We start from the raw sequence: 19,602 nt of genomic DNA on the forward strand, positions 1-19,602 counted from the left end.
CGGGGCCCTCGTCGCGACGGGCGGCGAGCTGCTCGGTGCACGGGCAGGAGACGATCATAGGCAGCGCGGCCCGGGAACGCGCTGCGGGTCCTCCGACAGGAGGCTCACGCCCGGTCCGACGCCAGGAGGCTCACGCCCGGTCCCGCACGAGCGCGACGGCGTACGCGGGGAACCACCTGCCGGCCGCGGGACCGCCGTTGCAGGGTCCGTCGCTGGCGCCCGGCGTCTTGATCCACAGCTGCGCGTCGAACGCGGTCGCGCCGTCGCTGGCGGCAGGGGGCGCGCCCAGCCCCGCGCCCACGGCGTTGCACCAGGTGCCCAGCCAGCCCCGGGCGTTGCGCGAGGTGTCGACGACGTAGCGCGCGCCTCCTGTGAGCCGTGACAGGGCGTCGCCGTAGGCGCGCTCCCCCGCGAGCGCGTAGTAGTTCGAGACGTTCGTCGAGAAGCCGCGGGCCCGGTCCACGCCCGCGGCGCGCAGCCGCTCGGCCATGACCGCCGGCTTCACCCAGTTCTCGTTGCCGGCGTCGAGGTAGCTGGGCACCCCCGCCGCCGTGAAGGCCGTCACGGCCGCGGCCAGCGTCGCCTCACGGCTCACGGCGAGCGCGGGACAGTTCGAGAGGTGCCCGAGCGCGTCGGGCTCGACCACCACGACGGCGCGGTGCCCGGCGAGCGTCGAGGCGACGAGCTGGTTGCGGGCCAGGTACGCAGCCGCGTCGACCTGCCCGCCCCCGGAGTAGCCACCGCAGTCCCGGCCGGGGATGTCGTAGGTGACGAACACGGGCGTCGTGCCCGTGCGCTCGGCCGCGGCCAGGGTGCGCTGGATCGTCCTCACGAGCATCGCGTCGTCGTACCAGCCGCCCAGCCAGATCGCGACGGGGTACCGGGCGATCGTGCGCGCGGCCTCCGCCTCGCTCGTGCGGCCCGCGGCGGCGAGCTGGGTCGCGGCCTTCGCGGCGACGCCGTCCGCCTGCACGTGGGGACCGCCCGCGAAGACCTGGGACGGCGACGCGGCCCTGATGCGTGCCGCGTTGGCGGCGATCCCGGCCGCGCCCGTGACGGGCTGGGCGACGGGGGCGAGCGAGGTGGTGGTGGTGGCCGTGGCGGCGGCAGCCGAGCCGCTGGTGGCGGAGGCGGGCGGGACGGCTGCGGCGGCGCTGGTGGCGGGCGGGGCGAGGAGGGCGACGGCGAGCGCGGCGACGACGCCGAGCGACGCACGCCCTGGTGAGGAGCGGGGCACGGCACGGGTCCTTCCTGGAGGAGACCCGTCGAGTCCAGCACCTCGGCCGCGCCCCGCCGAGCCCCCCTTCGAGGGACGGACCTGTCTAGCCTCCCCCCGGTGAACGAACCGGATCGTACGGTTCACCTCCCGGTCACCCCACCCCCGTCCAGGGGACACCTCGCGCCCCCAGCCTGGGGGGCGTCGCTCGGGCGCTCGCCCGGACGGCCACCCCGATCACCTCGATCACGACCCAGGGAGACCTCCATGACAGCACGACGCAGGCCGGCGCTCATCGCCGGGAGCGCCGTCCTCGGCCTCGGACTCGTCGCGAGCCCGCTCGCGGCCGCGTCCGCCACGGCCGCGACGCCCACCGGACCGAAGAACATCATCCTCATGATCTCGGACGGAGGCGGCTACGCCCAGTTCGACGCCGCGAGCCTCTACGAGTCGGGGACCAGCTACGGCCAGGTCGGCGTCGACCCGGCCACGGGCGTCGTCGAGCGCGTCCCCGGCACGGCGAGCCAGGTCTACGAGAGCTGGCCGGTCCAGGTCGCGCAGTCGCACTTCTCCTCCACCGGCAGCTACGTCACCGAGGACGCCTGGGGCTCCTTCCGCCAGGTCGCCTCGGGCGCCACCGACAGCGCCGCTGCCGCGACCGCGCTGGGCACCGGCGTCAAGACGAAGAACGGCACCATCGGCTTCGGCCCCGACGGCGAGCGCCTGCTCACGGTCGGCGAGCAGGCGAAGGCCGTCGGCAAGGCGACGGGCGTCGTCACGAGCGTCCCCTTCAACCACGCCACCCCGGCCGGCTTCGTCGCGCACAACGCGAGCCGCAACGACTACCAGGGCCTCGCGACCGAGATGATCGACAGCGGCACCGACGTCATCATGGGCGGCGGGCACCCCAACTTCACCGACGCGCACACGAGCCGCTCGTCGAACGACACGTGGATCTCGCAGGCCGACTTCGACCGCGTGAGCCAGGGCCGCACCGACTTCACCTACCTCGACGCGAAGCAGTCCTTCGAGGACCTCGCCACGACCGACGACGCCCCCGAGAAGGTCTTCGGCCTCGCGCAGGTCGCCGAGACGCTCCAGTACAACCGCCCGGGCATGGCGAACGACGACGTGCTGCCCTTCACGGACCGCGCCAACGACGTCCCTGCGCTGAGCACGATGACCGAGGGCGCCATCAACGTGCTCGAGCAGCAGGAGGAGGGCTTCTTCCTCATGGTCGAGAGCGGAGCCGTCGACTGGGCCGGCCACGCCAACCAGACCACGCGCGTCGTGGAGGAGCAGATCGCCTTCAACGAGGCCGTCGAGAGCGTCGACGCGTGGGTCGAGCAGAACAGCTCGTGGGACGAGACGCTCGTCGTCGTCACCGCGGACCACGAGACCGGCTACCTGGCCGGCCCCGGTTCCGACCCCACCTGGACGCCGCTGACCGGCGAGAAGGGCCAGCTCCCCGACGTGTCGTGGCACTCGGGCGGACACACCAACCAGCTCGTGCCGTTCTTCGCGAAGGGCGCCGGCTCGGACGTCTTCACCCAGCGCGCCACGTCGTGGGACCAGGTGCGCGGCGCCTACCTCGACAACACCGCCATCGGTGAGAGCATCTTCGACTTCCTGGGCCACGCGCAGCCCGAGGGCGACGACGCGGCCGGCCTCGAGGCCACGGTGCCCGTGCCTTCCGCCGCCACCGGGGCGCTCAGCATGAGCGTCGCCCGCGGCGAGGCACCGGTGGCCTTCCAGGTCGCCGGCGAGGGCGCCCTGCGCGGCGAGCTGCCGCAGGTGACCGTGCGCGACACGCGCTCGGAGGTGCAGGCCAAGGGCGAGGGCTGGACCGCGTCCGGCAGCGCCGCCGAGTTCCGGGCGGGCAACCGCACCATCGGCGCCGAGAACCTGTCCTGGGAGCCCGCGATCGTCTCGAGCGAGAACGGTGCCGTCCCCGGGCCCCGCGCGACGCTCGAGCAGGCCGCGGCGCTCGCCCAGTCCGACCGCGTCAGCCGGGTCGGCTCGACCGTGATCGGCGCCGACCTCGAGCTGCGCACGCCCGCCGACGCCGCCGCCGGTCGCTACGGCAGCTCGATCGTCCTCACGGTCTTCCCCGAGGACTGATCGCCCGGGCGGGGCGTCCCGGTGACCGTGGCGCCCCGCCCTCCCCTCCTCCCCACCGCCTCCTGCCGCACAGATCCCGGAGCACCATGCCCGCCGCACCGTCCTCGTCCGCCCGCCCGAGCCTCCTGGCGGGCGTCCCGTCGTCCTTGCGCCTCGCCGTCGTCGCGACCGCCCTCCTGGCGGGACCGCTCGCCGTCGCCGGTGCGCCCGACGCGACCGCCGCCCCGGCGCCGGCCAGCGAGTGGACGCTCGGGCCCGCCGACGCCGACGGCCCCGACGACCGCATCTCGCTGCGGCACGAGCTCGACCCGGGCACCAGCGTCGACGACCACGTCGCCGTCACCAACCTCGGCGGCACCGCCGAGACGTTCGTCGTCGAGGCGGGCGACGGACGCACCGGAGCGTCCGGCGCCTTCGACGTCGCCCCCGCGCAGGAGTCCCCGGGCGGCCCCGGCACGTGGGTCGCGCTGGGCGGTCTCGAGCCCGGCGGCACCCTCGCGCTGGAGCCCGGCGAGACGCGCGTCCTGCCCGTCACCGTGACGGTGCCCGCGGACGCCACCCCCGGCGACCACCCCGTCGGCATCACGGCCGGCGTCACGAGCGGCGACGAGGTCACCGTCTCGAACCGCCTCGGCGTGCGCCTGCACCTGCGGGTCGCCGGCGAGGTCGCTCCCCAGCTCGCCGTCACCGACGTGCGCACCAGCTACGAGCCCTCGCTCGTGCCGTTCGCCCCGGGCACCGCCCGCGTCAGCTACGACGTCGCCAACGAGGGCAACGTCCGGGTCGCGGCGTCGCCGACCGTGAGCACAGGAGGCTTCTTCGGCCTGGGCGCGACCACCGGCTCCGGCGAGCCCCGCGAACTGCTGCCCGGCGAGAGCGCGACGCAGACCGTCGAGCTGCCCGCCGCCCCGAGCGTCCTGCTCGCCGGCGACCTCACCGTGTCGCCGCTCGCCGTCGGCGACGACGCCCTGCCCGGAGCCGACGCGGCGAGCGCCGACCTGGCCGGCCTCGCACTGTCGTGGACGGGCCTGGCGCTCGTCCTGCTCGTCGCGGCCGTCGTGGTGCTGCTCGCGGTGCGGGCGCGGCGCCGGCGGGGTGCGCGCACCGCGGCGGCCGGCGGCGGCGCGGCCGGCGGCGCGGCTGCCGGCGTCGGGGCGGCCGGCGTCGGGGCGGCCGGCGTCGGCGAGGGTGCTGGCGGAGGCGCTGGCGGAGGCGCTGGCGCCTAGGTAGCGGCATGGCGCGGTAGAAGGGACGTGACGCGGACGGGCCACGCCGCGTCACGTCCCTCGACCCGTGCCGCGGGCACCCGGCGCGCCGTGCCGCGTCCTGCTGCGGAGGGCGTGGGATTCGAACCCACGAGACATCTCTGCCCACTTGTTTTCAAGACAAGCTCCATCGGCCGCTCGGACAGCCCTCCCGGTGCGCCGCCCCTGGGCCGGCGCCCGCCCCGAGTGTACCCGGAGGCCCCGCCACCGCCACGGGTCCCCTCGCGCCTGCACGCCACGCCCCACCGGCCGCGGACGCCGTCGGCACCGCCCGCCGAACCACCGACCTGCTCGGGCACCACCCATCTGCCTGGTTCGGCAGCAGGAGGCTGGTTCGCCGGCCCGCACACCACGCCCCACCGACCACGGACGCCACCGGCACCGCCCGCCGAACCACCGACCTGCTCGGGCACCGCCCATCTGCCTGGTTCGGCACCAGGAGGCTGGTTCGCCGGCCCGCACACCACGCCCCACCGACCACGAGCACCGTCGGCACCACGACGTGCGCTCGGCACCGCAGACGTTCACGGTGCCGAGCACCCTTCGCGGTGCACAGTCCGTACTGGCCGCAGACCCCGGGTCCCGGGTGCCAGCCCCGGGTGCCGGACCCGCACGAGCGCCGACGCCGGGCACCGACGCGGGCGCCCAGCGCCAAGCGCCCGGCGCCCGGCGCGCGAACGGCGCGCTACAGCGTCGCGAGCGCCGCGGCGAGGCCGTCGTCGAGGTCGCTGGCGGTGCGCTCGTTGGCGACCTCGACGACGTCGTCCGGGGCCTGGCCCATGGCGACGCCGCGTCCGCCCGCGGCGGCCCAGCGCAGCATGTCGACGTCGTTGCGTCCGTCGCCGCACGCGAAGACCCTCTCGCGGTCGATGCCGAGGTGCTCGCGCACCCGCTCGAGGGCGGTGGCCTTGGTGATGCCGTCGGGGGCGATGTCGAGCCAGCTGGTCCAGCCGACGTTGTAGTTCACCTTCGAGAGCCCCATGCGCTCGACGATCTCGAGGAACTCGTCGATGCCGTGCTCGGGCGAGAGCACGACGACGCGCGTCGCGGGCTGGGCGAGCAGCTGCTCGAACTCGACCTGCTCGGCGTTCGCGGCGAGGGCCGCCTCGGGGAAGGGGCCGTGGTAGCGCATGACCCCGTCGCCGTCCTCGACGGCGTAGCTGCTGTCGGCGAGGTGCTCGCGGATCGTGGTGAGCACCTCGGTCGGGTCGAACTGCTCGACGTGCAGCTGCCGGTAGCCGGTGGGCGCGGACTCGTCGCGCTGCAGCGTGATGGCCCCGTTGGCGCAGACGACGTACTCGGACGTGAGGCCGAGGCGCTCCATGACGGGCAGGGTCATGGCGACACTGCGCCCGGTGGCGATCATCACGGCGTGGCCCTCGTCGTCGAGGCGCACGATCTGGTCGGCGACGGCGTCGCTGATGGTGCCGGTCTCGAGCATGATCGTGCCGTCGACGTCGAGGGCGACGAGCCAGCGCTCGTCGTCGGCGAGGGGTGCCGGCCGGGCGGCGGCGGCGCCGGTCACGCGACGGGCTCCAGGACCTCGAGGCCGCCGACGTAGGGCCGCAGCGCCTCGGGCACCACGACCGAGCCGTCGGCCTGCTGGTGCGTCTCGAGGATCGCGACGAGCCAGCGGGTCGTGGCGAGCGTGCCGTTGAGCGTCGCGACGGGGGCGGTCCTGCCGCTCTCGGTGCGGTACCGGGTGTCGAGGCGACGGGCCTGGTACGTGGTGCAGTTCGAGGTCGAGGTGAGCTCGCGGTAGGTGCCCTGCGTCGGCACCCAGGCCTCGATGTCGAACTTGCGCGCGGCGCTCGAGCCGAGGTCGCCCGCGGCGACGTCGATGACGCGGTACTCGAGCTCCATCGCCTGCAGCATCTGCTCCTGCAGGCCGACGAGCGCCTCGTGCTCCTGCTCGGCCCGGTCGGGGTGCACGTAGCTGAACATCTCGAGCTTGTTGAACTGGTGGACCCGCAGGATCCCGCGGTTGTCCTTGCCCGCCGCACCGGCCTCGCGCCGGTAGCAGGTCGACCATCCTGCGTAGCGGATCGGTGCCTCGTCGACGTCGAGGATCTCGTCGGCGTGGTACCCGGCGAGCGCGACCTCGCTCGTGCCCGTGAGGTAGAGGTCGTCGGCGGGCAGGTGGTAGACCTCGTCGGCGTGCGAGCCGAGGTACCCGGTGCCGCCCATGACCTCGGGGCGGACGAGGGTCGGGGTGACGAGCGGCGTGAAGTCGTTCTGCACGGCCAGGTCGAGCGCCATGTTCATGAGCCCGATCTCGAGCCGGGCGCCGACCCCGCGGAGGAAGTAGAAGCGCGAGCCCGACACCTTCGTGCCGCGCTTGATGTCGATGGCGCCGAGCGACTCGCCCAGGTCGGCGTGGTCGAGGGGCTCGAAGTCGAAGGCGGGGCGCGTGCCGTGCTGCCGCAGTGTGGTGAAGTTCTCCTCCCCGCCCGCGGGGACGCCGTCGACGACGACGTTGCCGATGGCGCGCACGGCGCGGTCGAACGCGGCCTCGGCCTCGCCGGAGGCGGCCTGCGCCGCCTTGACGCGGCCGGCCAGCTCTTGCGCCTGGGCGACGAGGGCCGCCTTCTCGTCCTTCGGGGCCTTCGCCACCGTCTTGCCGAAGGCGTTCTGCTCGGCGCGGAGGGCCTCGAAGGCCGTGATGGCCGCCCGGCGCTCGGCGTCGGCCGACACGGCCTCGTCGACGAGCGCCTCGGAGTCGCCCCGCGCACGCTGGCTCGCCTTGATGCGGTCGGGGTCGTCGCGGAGCAGCTGGGGATCGATCACGCGACCATCCTAAGGAGGTCGGGTGGACGGCGGATGTCCTCCCCCGGCCCGTGAGCGACCCGGCCCCTGTGGAGGAGACCGCGGCACAGGGCCTGGGGCCCGCCCGATCGCTACGCTCGCCCCATGACCTCTTCCTCCGACCCGCAGACCGGGCACGACTCGTCACCCTCGACGGGCACCGGCCGCTCGCGGGCCGCCGTCGTCTACAACCCCATCAAGGTCGACCTCGACGCCGTGAAGGCCTCCGTGGCGAAGCACGAGGCTGAGGCCGGCTGGCACGAGACGCGGTGGTACGAGACGAGCGAGGAGGACCCGGGCGGCGGCGTCACCCGGCAGGCCCTGGAGGACGGCGCCGACGTCGTCATCGCGGCCGGCGGCGACGGCACGGTCCGGGCGGTCGCCGAGGCCCTGCGCGGCTCGAGCACGGCGCTCGGCCTGCTGCCCTCGGGCACCGGCAACCTGCTCGCCCGCAACCTCGACCTGTCGCTCGACAACCTCGACGACTCGGTCTCGACGGCGTTCAACGGTGCCGACCGCGACATCGACCTGGGCATCGTCGACATCGAGCGCGAGGACGGTTCGCGCGAGACCAAGGCCTTCGTGGTGATGGCCGGCGTCGGGCTCGACGCGAAGATGCTCGCCAACACGAACGACGAGCTCAAGAAGCGCGTGGGCTGGCTCGCCTACGTCGACGCCATCGTGCGGGCGCTGCGCGACGACAACAAGATCGAGCTGCGCTACGAGCTCGACGACGGCGGCCGCAAGTCGATGCGAGCCCACACCATGATCATCGGCAACTGCGGGCTGCTGCCGGCGAACATCATGCTGCTCCCCGAGGCGGCGGTCGACGACGGCGAGTTCGACATCGTCGCGCTGCGCCCCGAGGGCTTCTTCGGCTGGCTGCAGATCACGACGAAGATCATCTGGGAGAACGGGATCCTGCGCCGCAGCCAGGTGGGCCGCCGCCTCCTCGCGGCGAACCAGCGCGAGATCCGCACGCTGCGCTACACCAAGGGCAAGAAGCTCGTCGTGCGCCTCGAGTCCCCGCAGGACTTCGAGATCGACGGCGACTCGGTCGGCAAGGCCGTCGCGCTCCGCGCCGTCGTCGACCCCGGCGCGCTCACGGTGCGCCTGCCCCAGGACGCCTGACCGCGCAGGAGTCGCACGCGGCCGGGGTGCGCCGGGCCCGGCCCGCCCCGTCCCGGCCCGGTGCGCCTCCTGCCTGCCCGCGCCGGTGACGCCGCTTGCCCGCGGGGCCGCGTGCGCCTCCTGCGCTCAGGCCCCGCTGACGATGTCGCGCAGCCAGTCGCGGGCCTCGACGAAGGCGGCGTCGTCGTAGCGGTGCGTCACCGACGCGGGCCGCCCGTCGGCCCGGGGGTAGGAGCCGAGGAACGTCACGGCCGGGCTGAACCGCTTGAGGCCGAGCAGGGCGTCGGCGACGCGTTCGTCGAGCACGTGCCCCTCGAGGTCGATGACGAAGCGGTACCGCCCGAGCTCGTCGCCGATCGGTCGCGACTGGATGAGGCTGAGCACGATGCCGCGGGTCGCGAACTGCTCGAGCAGGTCGACGAGCGAGCCGGACCGGTCGTCGGGCAGCTCGACGATGAGGCTCGTCTTGTCGGCACCCGTCGCCGGCGGCACGGGCACGGTGCGGCTGACGAGCACGAAGCGCGTGACGGCGTTGGGGTTGTCGCCGATGCCCGAGGCCAGCACCTCGACGTCGTGGTGCGCGGTGATGCCGGGCGGGGCGACGGCGGCGTCGGCCAACGAGCCGTCGTCGGCGAGCAGCGACGCGGCCGCGGCGACGTTCGACGCGGCCGGGATGTGCCCGTGCCCGGGCAGGTTGCGCTCGAGCCAGTGGTGCGTCTGGCCGTAGGCGACGGGGTGCGCGTTGACGACGCGCACGTCGGCGAGGGTCGTGCCGGGACGGGCCACGAGCACGAAGTCGACGGGGACGAGGTGCTCGCCGATGATGCGCAGGCCCGGGATGCGCGCGAGGGCGTCCTGCGTCGCGCTCACCCCGCCCTCGACGCTGTTCTCGATGGCGATCATGGCGGCGGTGCTGCGGCCCGAGACGACGTCGGCGAGCGCCTCGCCCACGTTGGCGACGCTGCGCCACTCGGCTCCGCGGGCCTCCGGCACCTGCTTGAGGGCGGCCTCGGTGAACGTGCCGGCGGGCCCGAGGTAGCTGTAGGTGCGCGAGGTCTCCTCCACTGGCATGGGCACGAGCCTAGGGGCTGTGGATCCTGGGACGCGGCGGGGTGGCCGGTGCCAGGATGACACCATGACCGATCGCGCCGGAACACCCGCCCAGGACACGGACCTCATCGACGTCACCGAGGTCGTGGCCGCGTACTACGACCTCGTGCCCGACGTGACGCACCCCGACCAGAAGGTCGTCTTCGGCACCTCCGGGCACCGCGGGTCGTCGCTCGACTCGGCGTTCAACGACACCCACATCGCGGCGATCACGCAGGCGATCGTCGAGTACCGCGCCGGGCAGGGCATCACCGGTCCGCTGTTCATCGGGCGCGACACGCACGCCCTGAGCGGCCCTGCCGAGCGCACGGCCCTCGAGGTGCTCGCGGGCAACGGCGTCCACGTGCTCGCCGACGCCGACGGCGGCTACGTGCCCACGCCCGCCCTGAGCCACGCCGTGCTGGTCTACAACGCCGACCCGGCGAACGCCGACAAGGCCGACGGCATCGTCGTGACGCCGAGCCACAACCCGCCCCGCGACGGCGGCTTCAAGTACAACCCGCCGCACGGCGGCCCTGCCGACAGCGACGCCACGAGCTGGATCGCGTCGCGGGCGAACGAGATCATCGCCGCCGGCAACGTCGACGTGAAGCGCGGCGACGGCAGCCCCGGGCGGCACGACTTCCTGCGCGGCTACGTGGCCGACCTGGCGAACGTCATCGACATCGAGGCGATCCGTGAGGCCGGCGTGAAGATCGGCGCCGATCCCCTGGGCGGGGCGAGCGTCGCCTACTGGGGCGCGATCCGCGACGTCTACGACCTCGACCTCACGGTCGCCAACCCGAGCGTCGACCCCACCTGGCGCTTCATGACCCTCGACTGGGACGGCAAGATCCGCATGGACCCGTCGAGCGCGTCGGCCATGGCGAGCGTCGTGCACCGCAAGGACGAGTTCGACGTGCTCACGGGCAACGACGCCGACGCCGACCGGCACGGCATCGTCACCCCCGACGGCGGCCTCATGAACCCCAACCACTACCTCGCCGTCGCGATCGACTACCTCGTGACGCACCGTCCCGGCTGGGGCGCCGAGGCGGCCATCGGCAAGACGCTCGTGTCGTCGAGCATCATCGACCAGGTCGTCGCGTCGCACGGGCGACGCCTGTGGGAGGTCCCGGTCGGCTTCAAGTGGTTCGTGCCCGGCCTCGTCGACGGCTCGGTCGCGTTCGGCGGCGAGGAGAGCGCGGGAGCGTCCTTCCTCCGCAAGGACGGCACCGTCTGGACCACCGACAAGGACGGCATCCTGCTGGCCCTGCTCGCCGCCGAGATCCTCGCCGTGACGGGCAAGACGCCGTCGCAGCGCTACGCGGAGCTCGTCGAGCAGTTCGGCGACCCCGTCTACGAGCGCGTCGACGCCCCCGCGTCGAAGGAACAGAAGGCGCGCCTCGGCAAGCTCAGCGGCGACGACATCACGGCCACCGAGCTCGCCGGCGACCCCATCGTCGCGAAGCTCTCCGAGGCGCCCGGCAACGGCGCCGCGGTCGGCGGCCTGAAGGTCGTCACCGAGAAAGCCTGGTTCGCGGCCCGCCCGAGCGGCACGGAAGACGTCTACAAGATCTACGCCGAGTCGTTCGAGGGCCCCGAGCACCTGCGCCGCGTGCAGGCCGAGGCCAAGCAGATCGTCGACGCCGCGCTCGGCGACTGACCGGGGGCGCATCCGCGCCGACCTCGAGGGTCCGACAGGAGGCGGTCGTCCAGCGTGCTGGGCGGCCGCCTCCGTCGTCGGTCCGTCGTCAGTCCGTCGCGCCCGAGACGTCCGTCGACCGCGACCGCGACGCGGGCCCGCTCGACGTCACCGCGCCGAGGGCGGCGAGGCTCGGGTGCGCCACGACCGCGTCGAGGCCGTGCGTGGCGAAGACCGCCAGGACGGCGATCAACGGCACCCCGTTGCCGCGGAGCCGCAGGGGCGCGGCGGGGCCGTGGAACTGGCAGACGAGCGTCCACTCCGAGACCTCGGGGTGCACCGCCGACATGGCCGAGTACGCGAACGAGACCCATTCGCCGCGCACCAGGCAGACGAGGCGCGTGTTCGACACGAGCACCCGCACCCTCTCCTGGTCGCGCCACTGGACCGCGGCCCGGGCCTCCGCCGTACGACGTGCGTTCGACCGCACCACGCTGCTGAGGGCGAGCCCTGCGAGCACGAACGCGGGCGGGCCGAGGTAGAGGCCGCCGCCCTGCGGGTACGCGACGACCTGGCCGTACCAGCGCTCGTGGTCGACGGTCAGGTCGTAGAAGAAGACCTCGCCCGGTTCGGGCACGACGTCCCAGACCTGCAGGGCAGGCGGCACCTCGCGGCGGGCGAGGCCGGCGCGCAGCTCGCGGGCGGCGGCCCAGGCGCGGTGCCCCTCGTCCGCGCTGGCGCGCTGCGCGAGCTCGACGGCGGTGAAGCGCCCCTGGGACCGGCGGTGCTCGCCGTGGGCCGAGCGTGCCTCCTGCACGGCACGGACTATCAGGACGACCGCGGCCGCGATCGTCACGGGCGGCAGGAGGAGCGCGAACAGGACGCCGGGGAACGACTGCCTCACGGCCGGCAGGGACCACAGCAGCGCCGAGCCGCCGAGGCCGAGCACGAGCAGCAGCAGCGCGGCCACGGCGGGCACGGTCCACCGTCGGTGCTGCTCCATGTCGAGAAGCCTAGGAGCCACGGTGGCGCACCGCGGCCCCCAGCTCGGGCGGGTCCGTCGTTCCCGGGCCGTCACGGATGCCCGGCGACGACGGACCCGCCCACCGAGCGACGAGCCCCGGCCGTGGGGACGCGCCCCCGCCTCCGGACGGTGACCACGACAGAGCACGAGCACGAGCACGAGCCCGAGCACGAGCTCGGGGCTCAGCCCGGGTAGTCGGGCGCGGCCGGCAGGTCGAAGAACTCCTCGAGGGTGGCGGTGCCGGTCCGGTGCAGCTCGGTCGCGAGCGGCACGCCCACGTACCGGAAGTGCCAGGGCTCGTACTCGTAGCCCGTGATCGCCGTGGAGCCCTCGGGGTACCGCAGCACGAACCCGAAGCGCCACGACTCCGCCGCGAGCCAGCGCCCCTGCGGCGTCTCGCCGAAGCAGGCCTGGAGCACGCACGACAGCGGCACGGGGCTGATGTCGAGGGCGAGCCCGGTCTGGTGCTCGCTCGTGCCGGGGCGCGCGCTCGTCCGGTCCGCGGCCTCCTGCCCGAGCTGGGCGACCCAGCCGTCGTAGACGCGGACCTGCGTGTCGTACGACCGGTAGGCGCTCTGCACCTGGAACGCCCCCGCGCCCTCGGCCTCCCCCGCCGCGAACATCGCGAGCACCGCGTCGGCGGCCTCGCGGCGCAGCACGGGCGGGTTCTGCGAGGCGACGTCCATGGTCACGAGGTCGCTCGGGGCGTGGTCGACGGGCGAGAGCGGGCGCGCCTTGTCGCTCACGACCCACAGGCTGGTCGGGTCGTCGATCGAGAGGGCCCCCTTGTCGAAGGCGGGCGCGGTCGGCGGGGTGCTCGGCGTGGGCGTCGTGGGGGCCTCCGTGGCGGTCGGCGTCGGGCGGGGGGCGGGGGTCGCGCCGGAGGTCGCGGTCGCGCGGGCGGTCCCGTCCGGCTCGGGCGCGGGGCCCGTGCAGCCGGCGAGCACGACTCCGGTCAGGGCGAGCAGGGCGACGACGACGGCACGCCGGGGGCGGGCGGAGGAGGGTCGGGCGTGACGGTGCGACATCGCGGCGAGCCTAGCCCTCCGGCAGGACGACGACCTCGGCCGAGGGCAGGCGCCGGCGCATGACCTCGACGGCCTCGGCGTTGCTGTCGACGAGCACGTAGCGACGCCCGAGGGCGGCAGCGACCGCGCCGAGCGTGCCGCTGCCGGCGAAGAAGTCGAGCACCCAGTCGCCCTCGCGGCTCGACGCCTGCACGATGCGGCGCAGCACGCCCTCGGGCTTCTGCGTCGGGTACCCCGTCTTCTCGCGGCCCGTGGGCGACACGATGGTGTGCCACCAGACGTCGGTGGGCAGCTTGCCCCGGGCGGCCTTCTCGGGCGTCACGAGGCCGGGGGCCATGTACGGCTCACGGTCGACGGCCTCGCTGTCGAAGTGGTACCGGTCGCGGTCCTTGACGTAGACGAGGATCGTCTCGTGCTTCGTCGGCCACCGGCGGCGGCTCTTCGCGCCGTAGTCGTAGGCCCAGATGATCTCGTTGAGGAACGACTCGCGCCCGAAGAGCGCGTCGAGCAGCACCTTGGCGTAGTGGGCCTCGCGGTAGTCGAGGTGCAGGTAGAGCGTGCCCTCGGGGCCGAGCAGGCGCCAGGCCTCGACCAGGCGCGGCTCGAGGAACGACCAGTAGTCCTCGAAGCGGTCGTCGTAGCGCATGAGGTCGCCGCGCAGCCGCTCGTACGAGACGCCCTTGAAACCGGCTCGACCGGTGTCGGCCCCTTCGGTCGTGCGGACGGACGTCGTCGTCCAGCGGGTCTGGCTGCGACCCGTGTTGAACGGGGGGTCGAGGTACACGACGGTGAAGGCGCCGTCGGGCAGGGCGGACGTCGCGGCGAGCGCCTCGCCGTGGACCACGAGGTCGCCGGAGGCGCGGGTCCAGTCGAGGGGCATCCCCCCATCCTGCCGGTCCCGGAAGCCACGGAGGGACCGGGCGTAGCCTCGGACGATGTCTGAAGAGGTCCGCAACGACACCACCCGCCAGCGCTACGAGCTCGTCGAGGACGGCGAGGTGCGCGGCGTCGCCGAGTACGAGCGCACGGACGACGAGATCCGGTTCACGCACACCGAGGTCTCGCCCGAGCACCGCACGAAGGGCCGCGGGGCCCGGCTCGTGCAGGCCGCGCTCGACGACGTGCGCGAGTCCACCGACCTGCGGGTCGTCCCGCTCTGCCCCTTCGTCGCCGACTTCGTCGACGACCACCCCGACTACCAGGAGCTCCTGCGCCGCTGATCCCGGCGGCGCCCCCGCCCGGCGGCGCTCCCGCCCGGCGGCGCTCCCGCCCGGCGGGCGCACTCGCCCGGCGGCGCCCCCGCCCCGCGGGCGCTCCCGCCGGACGCCTCAGGGCACCCGGCGCAGCCACTCCGGCGTCGAGAACTTCGAGGCCACGAGCGCCTCGGCCGCCGCGAGCTCGTCGGCGGTGACGGTGCCGGGCGTCGCCCCGTAGCGGGCGGCGAAGGTCTGCTTGAGCCGTTCGATGACCTCGGCGCGGGGCAGTCCGGTCTGGCTGCGCAGCGGGTCGACGCGCTTGGCGGCGCTCGTCGTGCCCTTGTCGCTCATCTTCTCGCGGCCGATGCGCAGCACCTGGACCATCTTCTCGCCGTCCATGTCGTAGCTCATGGTGGCGTGGTGCAGCAGGGCCCCGTTGCCGAGGCGCTTCTGGGCGGCCCCGCCGATCTTGCCCTTGCTGCTCGTGATGTCGTTGAGCGGCTGGTAGAAGGCGTCGACGCCGAGCGAGCGCAGGCCCTCGATGACCCACTCGTCGAGGTAGGCGTAGGACTCGGCGAAGCTCATGCCCTGCACGAGGTCGCCGGGGGCGTAGAGCGAGTAGGTGACGATCGACTGGGCGTCCATGAACATGGCGCCCCCGCCGCTGATGCGGCGCACGACCTCGAACCCCTCCCGCTCGGCGGCCTCGAGGTCGACCTCGTTGCGCAGCGACTGGAAGCTGCCGATGACGACGGCGGGCGAGTCCCATTCCCAGAAGCGGAGGGTCGGCCCGCGGCGGCCCGCGCCGACCTCTTCGGTGAGCACCTGGTCGAGCGCGAGGTGCAGGTTGGGCGACACCGGTGCGTCGTGCACGATCTGCCAGTCGTGGTCGCGCCAGTCGGTCGCGCGGGTGAGCGAGCGCCGGATCGCGACGGCGATCGCCTCGGCGGTGACGCCGAGCATCGTGGTGCCCTCGGGCAGCCCCGCCGTGATCGCGCGCACGATGGTCGCCGAGTCGGCGCCCGACGGCAGGCCGTTGACGGCCCGGTCGATCGCCTCGAGGGCGTCGTCGGGCTCGAGGAAGAAGTCGCCCGCCAGGCGGAACCGCGCGAGGCGGCCGTCCTCCACGTCGAGGTCGACGACGACCAGCTTGCCCCCGGGGACCTTGTACTCACCGTGCATGCGAGCAGCCTACGTCCGAGCGCCGACGACGGCGGGCCCGGCCGACCTCGCCCCGGGGCACGCGTCCGGCAGGAGGCCCGGCGTCAGCCGTCCGCGGCCGTCGCGCCCGCCACGGCGCCGAGCCGCAGGTCGAGCCAGTGCACGATGTCGGCGAGCACCTCGTCGGCGTTCGTCTCGTGCAGCACGTCGTGCCGGGCTCCGGTGTGGACGCGCACCTCGACGTCGGTGAGCCCCGACCGCGAGACGTAGGCCCTGGCGAGCTTCACGGCACTGCGCTCCCCGCCGAGCACGTCGTCGCTGCCGACGACGAGGGAGACGGGCACGTCGTGGCGGTAGCGGCGACGGGGCCGTCCGACGAGGCGCAGCGTGTCGGCGAGGCCGAACAGCGCCAGGACCTTCGCGTCGACGACGAGCGGGTCGTCGGCCATGGCCCGGTGCACGGCCGGGTCCCGGCTCACCCACTCGAAGCCGGTGCCGCCGGGCTGGACGTGCCGCCGGTTGAGGTCGCCGGCGTCCATGCTGCCGGGCATGCGGTACGCGGTGCCGGTGAGCACGACGGCGTCCCAGAGGTCGGGCCGCTCGTCGAGCAGCTTCTGGACCATGAGCGAGCCCCACGACTGGGCGATCACCCCGAAGGGGAGCCCGGGCTCCTCGGCCCTCACGAGGTCGGCGAAGGCCTCGACGCCGTCGATGGCGGCGCGCAGCCCGCCGGGGCCGAGCCGGCCGAGCCGGGAGGCGTCGCCGCCCCACTGCTCGAGGCCGGTGGCGCCGTGGCCTCGGTGGTCGTCCGCGTAGACGGTGTAGCCCGCCCGCACGAGGCCCTGGGCGACCTGCTCGTAGCGGAGGGCGTGCTCGCCGACGCCGTGCACGAGCTGGACGACGCCGCGGGGCTTGGCCGCCCGCCACACGTACCAGTGGATCGTGACGCCCCAGGCGTCGCGGAACTCGTGGTCGGCTCGGGCAGCGCTGAAGGTGGGCACGCGTCCATGATCCCAGGCGCCGGTCGCCGGCGCACGGTCGGGACGGTGCGGGCTGGGCACGGCCCCCGGCCGGCCCCGTGGCGGGCAGGAGGCGCGGAGCCGGCCCGGCCCGCGCCTCCTGCCCCGCGTCGGTGCGGGTCGCGCGTCAGTGCGCGCTGTAGCCGCCGTCGACGAGGTGGTAGCTGCCCGAGATGAACGACGCGTCGTCGCTGAGCAGGAACAGCACGAGGGCCGCGACCTCGGCGTCGGTGCCGAGGCGGCCGGTCGCGTGCTGCTGCTCGAGCGCGGTGAGCTGGTCGTCGCTGAGCGAGGAGCGCACGAGCGGCGTGTCGATGAAGCCGGGTCCGACCGCGTTCGTGCGCACGCCGCGGGCCGTGTACTCGAGGGCCGCGACCTTGGTCAGGCCGACGAGCGCGTGCTTGCTCGCCACGTAGGCGGCGTTCTGCGCGATGCCGACCGAGCCGAGCACGCTGCTCATGTTCACGATCGCGCCGCCGCCGGCCGTGACCATGGCGGGCAGCTGGTACCGCAGGCCGTAGAAGACGCCGTCGAGGTCGACGGAGCGCACGCGGTCCCACGCCTCGACGTCGTACTCGCCGATGTCCTGGGGCGCGGCGCCGATGCCGGCGTTGTTGACCGCGAGGTGCAGGGCGCCGTAGGTGTCGACGGCGTGCTGCACGGCGGCCTCGCTGTCGGCGGCCTTCGCCGTGTTCTGCTCGAAGGCGGTGGCGGTGCCGCCCGCGGCGACGATCTCGTCGACGACGCCCTTCGCGGCGTCGAGCGCGATGTCGGTGACGACGACGGACGCGCCCTCGGCAGCGAGCGCCTTCGAGATCGCGGCGCCGATGCCGCTGCCGCCGCCCGTGACGATGGCGGTCTTGTCGGTGAACCTGGCCATGATGGCTCCTCTCCTGGGGGCCGCCCCGCGGCCCGGGCTGTCGGGCCGGGACCGGCCCGCGACCATGTTGCGCCCCTCCCGCAGCGAGCCATGCACCCGTTGCCCATCTTGACCGGTTCTTTACTCAGCCGAAGTAACGACCTATCCTTGACGACGATGTCAGGACCTCCAGGACCACCCCCCACGCCACCGAGCACGGGCACCCTCCGCGCCCTCCCCCACGCCCGCCTGGCGACCGACCTCCGCGCGGCGACTCTGCGGCTCGCCCGCCGCCTCCGGCAGCAGAAGGCCGACGCGACGCTGAGCGACGGCCTCGTCGCCTCGCTCGGCTGGGTGCTGCAGGCGCAGCCGCTGACGATCGGCGAGCTCGCGGAGCACGAGGGCGTCGCCCCGCCGTCGATGACGCGCGCCGTCGACAAGCTCGTGGAGCAGGGCCTGCTGCGGCGGACCACCGACCCAGCCGACCGACGTCGCGTGCTGCTCGAGACGACCGACGCCGGGCGCGACGCCGTCCTCGAGACCCGCCGTCGCCGCGACGCGTGGCTCGCGCCGCGCCTCGCCGCCCTCACGCCCGACGAGCGCCGCACGCTCACCGAGGCCACGCGCATCCTGCGAGAGCTCACCCGCTCGTGAGCGCGATGTTCCGCAGCCTCTCCGTCCGCAACTACCGCCTCTGGTTCGGCGGAGCCCTCGTGTCGAACACCGGCACCTGGATGCAGGCCACCGCTCAGGACTGGCTCGTCCTCACCGACCTCACCGACCACGACGCGACGGCCGTCGGCATCACCATGGCGCTGCAGTTCGCGCCGCCGATCCTGCTCGTGCCGATCACCGGCCTCATCGCCGACCGCTTCGACCGGCGCAGGATGCTCATGGTCACCCAGGGCGTGATGGCCGCGCTCGGCCTCGCCCTCGGCCTGCTCGTCCTCACCGGCGCCGTGCAGCTGTGGATGGTGTGGGGCTTCGCGCTGCTGCTCGGCACCGCCAACGCGATCGACGCACCGATCAGGCAGGCGTTCGTGTCGGAGCTCGTGCCCCGTGAGCAGCTCACCAACGCCGTGGGCCTCAACTCGGCCTCGTTCAACGGCGCCCGACTGCTGGGGCCGGCCGTGGCGGGCGTGCTCATCGCGACCTGGGGCACGGGGTGGGTGTTCCTCCTCAACGCGGCCTCGTTCGCGGCGGTCCTGCTGTCGCTGCGGGCGATCCGGGTCTCGCAGCTCGTCGCCAAGCCGACGCTGGTGCGGGCGAAGGGGCAGATCCGCGACGGGTTCCGCTACGTCCGGGGGCGGCCCGACCTGCTCGTGGTCTTCGTGATGGTCTTCGTCATCGGCACCTTCGGGCTGAACTTCCCGATCTTCACCTCGACCATGGCGAGCGTGTCGTTCGGCGTCGACGCGAGCGGCTTCGGCCTGCTCTCGTCGTGCATCGCCGTCGGGTCCCTCGCGGGGGCCCTGCTCGCGGCCCGACGCGAGGTGCCGCGCCTCCGCGTGCTCGTGCTGTCGTCCGCCGCGTTCGGCCTCACGTGCGCGGTCGCGGCGCTCATGCCCACCTACTGGAGCTTCGCGGCCGTCCTCGTCACCGTCGGGCTCTCGTCGATCACGCTGATGACCACCGCCAACAGCACCGTCCAGCTCGGCACCAGCCCCGAGATGCGCGGCCGGGTGATGGCCCTCTACATGGCCGTGTTCACCGGCGGCACGCCGCTCGGTGCCCCGATCGTGGGCTGGGTGGCCGACACGGCCGGGCCGCGCTGGGCCCTCGGCGTCGGTGCGGGCTCGGGCTTGGTCGCCGCGGGCCTCGCCCTCGCCTGGCTCGTGCGCAGCCAGCACCTGCGCCTGCACCGCGTCCCGGCCAGCCGGTTCCGCTTCACCGTCGACCACGACGGCACCCCCGCCGCGCGGGCGCGCGAGGTCGCGGCGAGCGCCCTCGCGGGCGACGAGGTGGTGGCGCGCCGCGCCTCCTGACGGCGCGCGGTGCGGTGCCCGACGCTGGGTGCGGTGCACGACGCGCGGTGCGGTGCGC

At 74.2% G+C, this 19,602-nt stretch carries 17 protein-coding genes and 1 tRNA gene; 7 read left to right on the forward strand and 11 right to left on the reverse strand.

Annotated features, from left to right (window positions below; all coding sequences use genetic code 11):
* Positions 1-130: 130 nt before the first annotated feature.
* Complete coding sequence (locus tag ACYVHQ_RS12530) at positions 131-1,237, reverse strand: glycoside hydrolase family 6 protein (protein ID WP_460513527.1); 1,107 nt, start codon at positions 1,235-1,237, stop codon at positions 131-133.
* A gap of 246 nt (positions 1,238-1,483) precedes the next feature.
* On the opposite strand from ACYVHQ_RS12530, the gene ACYVHQ_RS12535 reads away from it, so the two are divergent.
* Both ACYVHQ_RS12535 and ACYVHQ_RS12540 read left to right on the forward strand, forming a co-directional pair.
* Positions 1,484-3,337, forward strand: coding sequence for an alkaline phosphatase (locus tag ACYVHQ_RS12535; RefSeq protein WP_460513528.1), 1,854 nt, complete (start codon positions 1,484-1,486; stop codon positions 3,335-3,337).
* Positions 3,338-3,423: 86 nt separating this feature from the next.
* Positions 3,424-4,563, forward strand: a complete 1,140-nt coding sequence (locus ACYVHQ_RS12540; protein WP_460513530.1) for a COG1470 family protein — start codon at positions 3,424-3,426, stop codon at positions 4,561-4,563.
* Positions 4,564-4,669: 106 nt separating this feature from the next.
* Here ACYVHQ_RS12540 and ACYVHQ_RS12545 read toward each other — a convergent pair.
* The 3 genes from ACYVHQ_RS12545 to serS form a co-directional block, all read right to left on the reverse strand.
* A tRNA-Ser gene (locus ACYVHQ_RS12545) sits at positions 4,670-4,754 on the reverse strand.
* 533 nt (positions 4,755-5,287) lie between these two features.
* On the reverse strand, positions 5,288-6,127 hold the full coding sequence (locus ACYVHQ_RS12550) for an HAD family hydrolase (protein WP_460513532.1): 840 nt from the start codon (positions 6,125-6,127) through the stop codon (positions 5,288-5,290).
* Positions 6,124-7,389 carry a serine--tRNA ligase gene (gene serS / locus ACYVHQ_RS12555; RefSeq protein WP_460513533.1) on the reverse strand — a complete coding sequence of 422 codons (1,266 nt, stop codon included), beginning with the start codon at positions 7,387-7,389 and terminating at the stop codon, positions 6,124-6,126. The genes ACYVHQ_RS12550 and serS overlap by 4 nt, the downstream gene beginning before the upstream one ends.
* 123 nt (positions 7,390-7,512) lie before the next feature.
* Between serS and ACYVHQ_RS12560 the strand changes: the two genes are divergently transcribed.
* Complete coding sequence (locus ACYVHQ_RS12560; RefSeq protein WP_460513535.1) at positions 7,513-8,538, forward strand: diacylglycerol/lipid kinase family protein; 1,026 nt, start codon at positions 7,513-7,515, stop codon at positions 8,536-8,538.
* A 126-nt stretch (positions 8,539-8,664) separates the two neighbouring features.
* Here the strand turns inward: ACYVHQ_RS12560 and pheA are convergent, their stop codons facing one another.
* Positions 8,665-9,609, reverse strand: a complete 945-nt coding sequence (gene pheA, locus ACYVHQ_RS12565; protein ID WP_460513537.1) for a prephenate dehydratase — start codon at positions 9,607-9,609, stop codon at positions 8,665-8,667.
* Between the two features lie 64 nt (positions 9,610-9,673).
* Between pheA and pgm the strand changes: the two genes are divergently transcribed.
* Positions 9,674-11,293, forward strand: coding sequence for a phosphoglucomutase (alpha-D-glucose-1,6-bisphosphate-dependent) (pgm, locus tag ACYVHQ_RS12570; protein ID WP_460513539.1), 1,620 nt, complete (start codon positions 9,674-9,676; stop codon positions 11,291-11,293).
* A gap of 88 nt (positions 11,294-11,381) precedes the next feature.
* Here pgm and ACYVHQ_RS12575 read toward each other — a convergent pair whose 3' ends face one another.
* The 3 genes from ACYVHQ_RS12575 to ACYVHQ_RS12585 all read right to left on the reverse strand — a co-directional run bounded on the left by ACYVHQ_RS12575 (position 11,382) and on the right by ACYVHQ_RS12585 (position 14,204).
* Positions 11,382-12,275, reverse strand: coding sequence for a hypothetical protein (locus tag ACYVHQ_RS12575; protein ID WP_460513540.1), 894 nt, complete (start codon positions 12,273-12,275; stop codon positions 11,382-11,384).
* A gap of 203 nt (positions 12,276-12,478) precedes the next feature.
* Positions 12,479-13,324: a M15 family metallopeptidase gene (locus ACYVHQ_RS12580; protein WP_460513542.1), complete on the reverse strand. Its 846-nt coding sequence runs from the start codon at positions 13,322-13,324 to the stop codon at positions 12,479-12,481.
* 10 nt (positions 13,325-13,334) lie between these two features.
* Positions 13,335-14,204, reverse strand: a complete 870-nt coding sequence (locus ACYVHQ_RS12585; protein WP_460513543.1) for a DNA-methyltransferase — start codon at positions 14,202-14,204, stop codon at positions 13,335-13,337.
* Between the two features lie 55 nt (positions 14,205-14,259).
* Between ACYVHQ_RS12585 and ACYVHQ_RS12590 the strand changes: the two genes are divergently transcribed.
* The gene (locus ACYVHQ_RS12590; protein WP_460513545.1) at positions 14,260-14,544 is read left to right on the forward strand and encodes a GNAT family N-acetyltransferase; all 285 of its coding nucleotides are present in this window, start codon (positions 14,260-14,262) and stop codon (positions 14,542-14,544) included.
* A 108-nt stretch (positions 14,545-14,652) separates the two neighbouring features.
* Here ACYVHQ_RS12590 and ACYVHQ_RS12595 read toward each other — a convergent pair whose 3' ends face one another.
* The 3 genes from ACYVHQ_RS12595 to ACYVHQ_RS12605 form a co-directional block, all read right to left on the reverse strand.
* Positions 14,653-15,702, reverse strand: coding sequence for a lipoate--protein ligase family protein (locus tag ACYVHQ_RS12595; protein WP_460513547.1), 1,050 nt, complete (start codon positions 15,700-15,702; stop codon positions 14,653-14,655).
* An 83-nt stretch (positions 15,703-15,785) separates the two neighbouring features.
* Entirely contained in the window at positions 15,786-16,682 is an 897-nt protein-coding gene (locus tag ACYVHQ_RS12600) for an alpha/beta fold hydrolase (RefSeq protein WP_460513548.1), read from the reverse strand.
* 145 nt (positions 16,683-16,827) lie between these two features.
* Positions 16,828-17,580 (reverse strand): SDR family NAD(P)-dependent oxidoreductase, encoded by a 753-nt coding sequence (locus ACYVHQ_RS12605; RefSeq protein WP_460513550.1) that lies wholly within the window; start codon positions 17,578-17,580, stop codon positions 16,828-16,830.
* Positions 17,581-17,736: 156 nt separating this feature from the next.
* On the opposite strand from ACYVHQ_RS12605, the gene ACYVHQ_RS12610 reads away from it, so the two are divergent.
* Both ACYVHQ_RS12610 and ACYVHQ_RS12615 read left to right on the forward strand, forming a co-directional pair.
* Entirely contained in the window at positions 17,737-18,213 is a 477-nt protein-coding gene (locus ACYVHQ_RS12610; protein ID WP_460513552.1) for a MarR family winged helix-turn-helix transcriptional regulator, read from the forward strand.
* Positions 18,210-19,544: an MFS transporter gene (locus tag ACYVHQ_RS12615; protein ID WP_460513554.1), complete on the forward strand. Its 1,335-nt coding sequence runs from the start codon at positions 18,210-18,212 to the stop codon at positions 19,542-19,544. Before ACYVHQ_RS12610 ends, ACYVHQ_RS12615 begins: the two co-directional genes overlap by 4 nt.
* Positions 19,545-19,602: the final 58 nt, after the last annotated feature.

The sequence above is a fragment of the Frigoribacterium salinisoli genome (assembly GCF_054781095.1).